At 68.5% G+C, this 8,270-nt stretch carries 6 protein-coding genes and 1 pseudogene; all 7 read right to left on the reverse strand.

The genetic code is table 11. The features are described from left to right. Positions 1–1,196 (reverse strand): DEAD/DEAH box helicase (locus AC6RA4_RS20810; protein WP_500163590.1); only part of this gene is annotated, 1,196 nt, incomplete at its 3' end. A 291-nt stretch (positions 1,197–1,487) separates the two neighbouring features. Then, positions 1,488–2,882 carry an amidase gene (locus AC6RA4_RS20815; RefSeq protein ID WP_500163592.1) on the reverse strand — a complete coding sequence of 465 codons (1,395 nt, stop codon included), beginning with the start codon at positions 2,880–2,882 and terminating at the stop codon, positions 1,488–1,490. 34 nt (positions 2,883–2,916) lie between these two features. Beyond that, positions 2,917–3,816, reverse strand: a complete 900-nt coding sequence (locus AC6RA4_RS20820) for a 2-hydroxyacid dehydrogenase (protein ID WP_500163594.1) — start codon at positions 3,814–3,816, stop codon at positions 2,917–2,919. A gap of 2 nt (positions 3,817–3,818) precedes the next feature. Then, positions 3,819–5,432 (reverse strand): ABC transporter ATP-binding protein, encoded by a 1,614-nt coding sequence (locus AC6RA4_RS20825; protein WP_500163595.1) that lies wholly within the window; start codon positions 5,430–5,432, stop codon positions 3,819–3,821. Next, positions 5,429–6,262, reverse strand: a complete 834-nt coding sequence (locus AC6RA4_RS20830; RefSeq protein ID WP_222602894.1) for an ABC transporter permease — start codon at positions 6,260–6,262, stop codon at positions 5,429–5,431. The genes AC6RA4_RS20825 and AC6RA4_RS20830 overlap by 4 nt, the downstream gene beginning before the upstream one ends. A gap of 3 nt (positions 6,263–6,265) precedes the next feature. Beyond that, on the reverse strand, positions 6,266–7,243 hold the full coding sequence (locus AC6RA4_RS20835; RefSeq protein WP_500163597.1) for an ABC transporter permease: 978 nt from the start codon (positions 7,241–7,243) through the stop codon (positions 6,266–6,268). Positions 7,244–7,345: 102 nt separating this feature from the next. Further along, positions 7,346–8,251, reverse strand: a pseudogene (locus tag AC6RA4_RS20840) (ABC transporter substrate-binding protein); the annotation flags it as partial. Positions 8,252–8,270: the final 19 nt, after the last annotated feature.

Raw genomic sequence — 8,270 nt, forward strand, 5'->3', positions numbered from 1 at the left:
CGGCCCCGGCCGCCACCACCGCCGCCGCCACCGCGACGACGGCGCGGGCCGCCCTCGGTGAGCTCGGTCGGCGCGTCGCCGGAAGCGACGGGGATGTCGATCTTCATCAGCTTCTGGATCTGGCGCAGCAGATCGGCCTCATCGGGCGCGCAGAAGGCGATCGCCTCGCCCTCGCGGCCGGCGCGGGCGGTGCGGCCGATGCGGTGCACGTAGTTGTCGGGCACTTCCGGCAGGTCGTAGTTGACCACATAGGCCACGCCCGGGATGTCGATGCCGCGGGCGGCCACGTCGGTGGCGACGAGCACGTTGATCTCGCCGTCGCGGAACGCCTTGATGGCGCGGTCGCGCTGGCCCTGGCTCTTGTTGCCATGGATCGAGGCGGCGTTGTAGCCATCGGCCACCAGCCCCTTCATCAGCCGCTCGGCGCCGTGCTTGGTGCGGGCGAAGACCAGCGTCAGCGACTCGTCATCGCGGCCCAGCACCTCTCGCAGCTTCGACGGCTTGCCGGCCTTGTCGACGAAATGCACCGACTGGGTGATCTTGTCGGCGGCCTTACCCGGGGGCGAGACCTGCACCCGGCGCGGGTTGGTCAGGTAGGCGGAGGACAGCTCTTCCATCTGCTTCGGCATGGTGGCCGAAAACAGCATGGTCTGGCGCGGCGTGCCGAGCTGCGGCGCGATGCGGCGCAGGGCGTGGATGAAGCCCATGTCGAGCATCTGGTCGGCCTCGTCGAGCACCAGCTGGCGCACGGTCGACAGATCCACCGCCTTGCGGTCCATCAGGTCGATGAGGCGGCCCGGCGTGGCGACGAGAATGTCAGTGCCGCGGCTCAGAAAGTTGATCTGGCGGTTGATCGACTGGCCGCCGACCACGGTGCCGACGCGCAGCTTGGTGCCATCGGTGAGCTGACGCAGGCTGTCGGCGATCTGGTTGACCAGCTCGCGGGTCGGTGCCAGCACCAGCGCCTTGACGGTCTTGGGCGCGGGCTTGCCGGGCTGGGCCAGCAGACCGTCGATCAGCGGCAGGCCGAAGGCCAGAGTCTTGCCGGTGCCGGTCTGGGCGAGGCCGAGCACGTCATGCCCCTCGAGCGCCAGCGGGATGGCCTGGTTCTGGATCGGGGTCGGCTCGGAAAAGCCGTTGCGCTTCAGGGCTTCGGAGAGGGTCGGCGCGAGGCCGAGCATGTCGAAATCGAACAAGAGATATCCTTTGTCGGGCCGCACGGCCCTTCCTCGGGCACGGATACGGCGTACGAACCTGCCGCCCGGGACGGGCGACATGGTCAGGGTGCGGCGCGGCCTCGGGACAGGCGGGCGTTTCCCGCGCCATCCGGCCGTCGCATCGAGAACCCTGCGTGATGGGGAAATCGGTATTGGCAACGCTGATGCGCCCGACGGGGAAGCGATCTCCCCAATGGCGCGGCTAGCTCACGCGGCAGCGCAGCGTTACCGGTCCCAAATGGGGCTTTGCGCCCCATCTGTCAAGCTTTGTCAGGAGACGAGGCCGGGAAAGCCGAAACCGCGCTCGAGCACTTCGCCCGCGTCGCAGAGCACATCCTCGCGCCACGGCGCTCCGATCAGGTGCACGCCCGACGGCACGTGATCGACCACGCCCGAGGCCACCGCGATGCCCGGCAGCCCCAGCGCCGGGAAGGCGATCTGCGGCAGCTGCGCCTCCCAGAGCCGCGCCACGGCGTCGCCGCCGGCGAGGTCGGCATCCTGCTTGAAAGGCAGTTCGGCGGAGACCGGCATAAGCACCACCGGGTAGTCCTGCAGGAAGTGGCGCCAGTGCCGGGCCAGCGTGGCGCGGCGCTGGAACACCTCGCCGAAGCGCTTGGCGTCGATGGCCTCGGCGCGGGGCGCGTAATGCTCGAGCAGCGCGATGGCGCCGGGGTCGCCCTCCTCGTGGGCCATGCGCAGCTTGGTGGCGTGGTCGTCGGAGAGCCAGAGATCGATCTGCAGCTCCACCGCCTCGCGGATCTCGGGCACCTCGCCCGGCTCGTCCACCTGCCAGCCGGCGGCGCGGAAGATCGCCGCGGCGCGGTCGAGATCCTCGAGGATGCGCGGATCGGGGTCGATCCCGCCCGGGCGCTTCACCAGCGCCACCCGGCGGCGATAGGCCGGGCCGTTGAGCGGCACCGGCGCGCTCCAGACATCCTCGGGCGCGTAGCCCGCCATGCCCTCAAGCCCCAGCCGCAGGTCGTCGACCCGGCGCGCCAGCGGCCCCGAGACCGCCATGATCTGCGGCCCCACGCCCCGGTCGCCGGAGGAGGCGTTGAACATCGGCACCCGGCCCAGCGTCGGACGCAACCCCTGCACGCCGCAGGCATAGGCGGGATAGCGGATCGAGCCGGCGATGTCGGTGCCGTGGCCGATATGGCCCATGCCGGTCGCCACCGCGGCCCCTGCCCCGCCCGACGAGCCGCCGGCGGTCAGCGCGTCGTTATGCGGGTTCTTGGTGTCGCCGTAGAAGCCGTTGGTGGTGAACCAGCGATAGGAGAAGGCCGGCGTGTTGGTGCGGCCGATGACGATGGCATCCTTCTCGCGCAGGTGGCGCAGGAAGGGCGCATCCTCGGTCGCCATCACGTCCTTGAAGATGCGGCAGCTGTTGGTCGAGGCATAGCCCGCCTGATCCGAGAGCACCTTGATGGTCACCGGCACGCCCGCCAGCGCCCCCACCGTCTCGCCCCTGGCGATGCGCGCGTCGAGCGCCTCGGCCTCGGCCATGGCATCGGCGCCGCAATCCTGGATGATCGCGTTCACCCTCGGGTTCATCTTCGCCACGCGGTCGAGCGTGTCGCGGATGACCGAGGCGGCGGAGAGCGTGCCGGAGCGGACGCGGGCCGAGAGTTCGCGGGCGGAGAGGTCGTTGGGATCGGTGGTCATGGCGTCCTGCGGGGAGAGGAGGAGGAGGAGAGGATCAGGCGGGCACGAGCGCGCGCATCCGGTCGCGGATGCCGCGCACGACGAAGGTCGCCTCGGGGATCGAGGCCACATGCGGGGTGATGAGCACCTTGGGATGGCCCCAGAGCGGGCTGTCCGCCGGCAAGGGCTCGGTGTCGAAGACATCCAGCGAGGCGCCGCAGAGATGGCCCTCGTCGAGCACATCGAGAAGCTGCGCCTCGTCGACCTGCCCGCCGCGCCCCATGTGGATGAGCGCCGCGCCCTTCGGCAGCTTGCTCAGGAAGGCTGCGTCGATCAGCCCCTTGGTCTGCTCGGTCAGCGGCAGCACGTTGACCAGCATGTCGGTCTCGGCGAGGAAGGCGTCCATCTGGCCGTCGGTGAAGTGGCGCACGCCGGGCTCGGGCGGCTTGGGCTGAGAACGCGCAAAGGCCGAGACCGGGTAGCCCAGCGCCATCAGGCCCTTGGCAATGGCGCGGCCCATATGGCCAAAGCCCAGCACCCCCACGCGCTTGTGGGTCGGCGACAGGCCGGTCAGCACCCGGTCCCAGACCGCGTCGCGCTGCTGGGAGACGTATTGCGCCATGTGGCGGTGATGCCAGTGCACGTGGAAGGCGGCGAAGCCTGCCATCTGCAACGCCTGGTCGGCATCCTCAACGCGGAAGACCGGCACGCCCTCGGGCAGCGACGGGCAGGCGTCGATGGCATCGGTCCCGGCCCCGGCGGAGAACACCGCTTTCAGGTTCGGATAGGGCGCGAAGGCATCATCGGCCGGGCGGAAGGTGAAGACGAAAGACACCTCCTCGGGCCGGGTCACGTCTCCCGGGCGCAGGATGGTGATCTCGGGCGCCTCGGTGGCGAAGACCGGGCTGAAGCGGTCGAACATCTCGAACGCGGTGTTGGTGACGACGCCGATCATGCTCAGGCGGCTCCCTGCTGGTCCCAGTCGGCGCCGGGCACGGCGGCGAGAAGTTTGCGGGTGTAATCCTGCTGCGGGTTCAGGAAGATGTCGTGCACCGTGCCGATCTCGACCAGCTTGCCCTTCTGCATCACCGCGATGCGGTCGCAGAGCTGCGCCGCGACGCGCAGGTCGTGGGTGATGAACAGGATCGACAGCTCGAGCTTCTCGCGCAGCTCGCGCAGCAGGTCGAGCACCTGCGCCTGGATCGACACGTCGAGCGCCGAGACCGCCTCGTCGGCGATGATCAGCTCCGGGTCCATGGCAAGCGCGCGGGCGATGCCGATGCGCTGGCGCTGGCCGCCGGAGAACTCGTGCGGGAAGCGGCTGGCGGCATCGGCGCCAAGCCCCACGATCTCGAGCAGCTCGCGTGCGCGGGCCTCGGCCTCCTTGCGGGGGATGCCGCGGGTGATCGGGCCGTCGGTGATCGCGCCCATGATGCGCTGACGCGGGTTGAGCGAGGCATAGGGATCCTGAAACACCATCTGGACCTTGTGGCGCTGCTTGCGCAGCTCCTCGTCCGACAGCGCCGCGAGGTCCGTGCCGCCGACCATCACCTGCCCGCCATCGGGGGTTACGAGCCGCACCGCGGTGCGCCCAAGCGTCGACTTGCCCGAGCCGCTCTCGCCCACGAGCCCCAGCACCTCGCCGCGCGCCACCGTGAGCGAGACATCGTCGACCGCGCGCACCTCGCGCACCGGTTTGAACAGGCCGCCGCCGGTGCGGTAGACCTTGCGCAGCCCCTTGATCTCGAGCGCCGGCGTCTCGGAGAGCTGCCGCGCCTCGGGCAGCTTGCCGGTCGGGATCGCCTCGAGCAGGCGCTTGGTGTAATCGTGTTGCGGGTTTTCGAGCACCTCGGCCGCCGAGCCGCGCTCGACCACCTTGCCCATGCGCATGACGATGACCTGATCGGCGATCTCGGCCACCACGCCGAAATCATGGGTGATGAACATCACCGCCATGCCGCGCTTTTCGCGCAGGTCGAGGATCAGCTTGAGGATCTGCGCCTGCGTGGTCACGTCGAGCGCCGTGGTCGGCTCGTCGGCGATCAGCAGCTTCGGCTCGAGCGCCAGCGCCATGGCGATCATCGCCCGCTGCCGCTGCCCGCCCGAAAGCTGGAACGGGTAGGCGCGGATGATCTTCTCGGGGTCGGGCAGCTGCACCTCGCGGATCAGCGCCAGCGCCTTCTCGCGGCGCTCGGACTGCGTGTAGCGGTCATGTGCGGCAAACACCTCGACGATCTGGTCGCCGATGCGCATCAGCGGGTTCAGCGCCGTCATCGGCTCCTGGAAGATCATCGCCATGCTGGCGCCGCGCAGCGCCTGCTTCTCGGTCTCGGGCAGGCGGATCACGTCGCGCGCCTCGAACATGGCGCGCCCGGCCTTCACATTCACGCCCGGCGGCAAGAGCCCCATCAGCGCGTTGGCGGTCATCGACTTGCCGGAGCCGGACTCGCCCACCACGCAGAGGATCTCGCCCTTCTCGATGGCCATACTCACATCCTCGACCGCGAAGGGGCGATCCGCGCCCTCCGGCAGGCCGATGGTGAGGTGTTCGATGGAAAGTGTCGTGCTCATGCCTTGCCCTTCCGGGAGAGGTGCGGGTTCAGCGCGTCGTTGAGACCTTCGCCGATGAGGTTCAGCGCCAGCACCGTGATGACGATGGCGATGCCGGGGAAGAAGCTCAGCCACCAGGCCGAGCGGATCACCGTGCGCGCGGCGCCGATCATGTAGCCCCAGCTCATGGCGTTGGGATCGCCGAGGCCGAGGAAGGAGAGCGAGCTTTCCAGCAGGATCGCGGTGGCGACCATCAGCGAGGCCATGACGATGATCGGCGAGACCGTGTTGGGCAGCACCTGCCGCACCAGGATGCGCGGCTTCGACAGGCCCGCCAGCGTCGCGGCATCGACGAATTCGCGCTTGCGCACCGACATCACCTCGGCCCGCACGAGGCGCGCCACCGGCGGCCAGGAGACGATGGCGATGGCCAGCGTGATCGAGGCCAGCGTCGGCTCGAAGATCGCCACCAGCACGATGGCCAGCGCGAAGTTGGGGATGGTCTGGAAGAACTCGGTGAAGCGCATAGCGCCTTCATCGACATAGCCGCCATAGAACCCGGCGAGCGCCCCCAGCGGCACCCCGATGAGCAGCGCCACCAGCGTCGAGACCAGCCCGACCAGCAGCGAGACCCGCGCGCCGTAGGCGAGCTGCGCGGCCACGTCGCGGCCCAGCGTGTCGGTGCCGAGCGGCAGGCTGTCCATGCTGAACGGCGCGAGGAACGGGCGCTGCACCATCTGCCAGGGCGTGTTGGCAAAGATCAGCGGCGCGAAGATGGCGATCAGGATGACGGCGGCCAAGAGGACGACCCCGACCATCGCGCCGATATTGCTTCTGAAACGTTTCCACATGGCTCAGGCCCTCGCTCCGATCCGGGGATCGACGATCCGGTAGACGATGTCGGTCACGATGTTGAACAGGATGACCATGGCGGCCGAGACGAGGAACACGCCGAGGATGGTGTTGTAATCGCGCGCGGCGAGGCTCTCGAACATCAGCCGGCCGATGCCGGGCCAGGCAAAGACCGTCTCGGTCAGCACCGCGCCGCCGACGAGCTGCCCCGCCTGCAGGCCGGCCAGCGTCACCACTGGCAGGATGGCGTTGCGCAGGATATGGCGACGGCGGATCACCGCGCCCGAGAGGCCCTTGGCCTTGGCGGTCTTGACGAAATCGGCGGTCGAGACCTCGAGCATCGAGGCCCGCGTCATGCGCATGTAGACCGCCATGAAGAACAGCCCCAGCGTCAGCGCCGGCAGGATCAGGTGCTTGAGGATGTCGATGGCGCGGGCAAAGCCCGAGTAATCGGCGCCCACGGTCTCGTAACCGAAGCCGGGCAGCCAGCCGAGCCAGACCGAGAACACCAGCACCGCCATCAGCGCCAGCCAGTAGAGCGGCGTCGCGTAGAACAGCAGCGCCAGCGTGGTCAGCAGCGAGTCCGACACCTTGCCGACGCGGGCGGCGGCGGCGACGCCCAGCGCGATGCCGCAGGTCAGCGAGATCACGAAGGCGGTCAGGGTCAGCAACAGCGTCGCCGGCAGCCGCTCGGCGATCAGGTCGATCACCGGGGCGCTCTGGCGGAAGGAATAGCCAAGATCCAGCTGCACGATGCCGGCGATGTACTTGCCGAGCTGCACGTAGAGCGGCTGGTCAAGGCCGAAGCGTTCGCGCAGCTGCGCGATCATCTGCTCGTCGGCCGCGCCCGCCTCGCCTGCAAGCACCACCGCCGGGTCACCCGGCGCCGCGTGCAGCAGACAGAAGTTCAGGACAGCGATGGCGAGCAGCGTGAGTGCCGCCTTCGCGAGCCGCGAGAGGATTGCGATGAGAATGGTCATGCGTCCTCGGGGGGAATTAGTTTCCCGAGGCACCGCTCACGGGGAGGGAGCGGTGCCTCGAGGTCAGGCCGGCCAAGGGACAGCCGGCCCGATCCGGGAGAGTTACTTCTCGATCCAGGCGTTGCGCGGGCCGTCGTTGATCCCGATGCCGGTGGTCACGAGGTCCTTGATGTCGCAACGGTAGATGGTCGGGAACTCGAGCTCGAGCAGCCAGGCCACGGGCACGTCGTCGACGATCTCTTTCTGGATCTCGTCATAGGCCGCCTGACGCTCTTCCGGCGAGATCATCGTCGCGGCGGCGAACCACTTGGCGTCGAGCTCGGGGTTGTCATAGCCCTCGACGTTGTTCCACGGGCTGCCCTTCTTGATGCGGTCGGCGGTGTAGTTGCGCGACACGCCCAGCGCGGGATCGCCGTACTGGTAGAGATAGGTGAACGCCATGTCGTAGTCCCACTGGGACGTCTTCTCGTTCCAGCCGGCCACGTCGGTGCTGTCGATCGACACGTTGATGCCGACCTCGTTCAGGTTCTGACGGATGGCCTCGGCCCAGCGCTGCCAGGTCTCGCCATAGGGCAGCGGCAGCAGGCGGACCTCTTCGCCGTCGTAGCCCATTTCCTCGAGCAGCTCTTTCGCCTTGTCGGGGTTGTGGTCGTAGATCGTCACGTCGTCGGAGTAGAAGTTGGTCTTCGACGAGACCGGGCCGGTGGCGACATTGCCAAAGCCGTTCCACACCACGTCGCGCTGGAAGTCGCGGTCCATGGCGTACATCACCGCCTGGCGGAAGCGCACGTCGCTGGTCGGGCCTTCGCGGTTGTTGAGCCACATCCAGGCGTGCGGCGCGAAGAATTCCCAGCCCGAGCCGGTCGAGCAGACATTGTCCATCTCGGTCAGGCGCGGCACGTCCCAGTTCTCGACCGAGCCGCCGGGTAGCACGTCGACCTCACCGGTCTCGAAGGCCACGGCGCGCGCGGCGGCATCCGGGTTCACACGGTTATATTCATCGTCGAGTTAGTGTAGACTTTATACA

It is taken from the genome of Salipiger sp., from assembly GCF_059781815.1.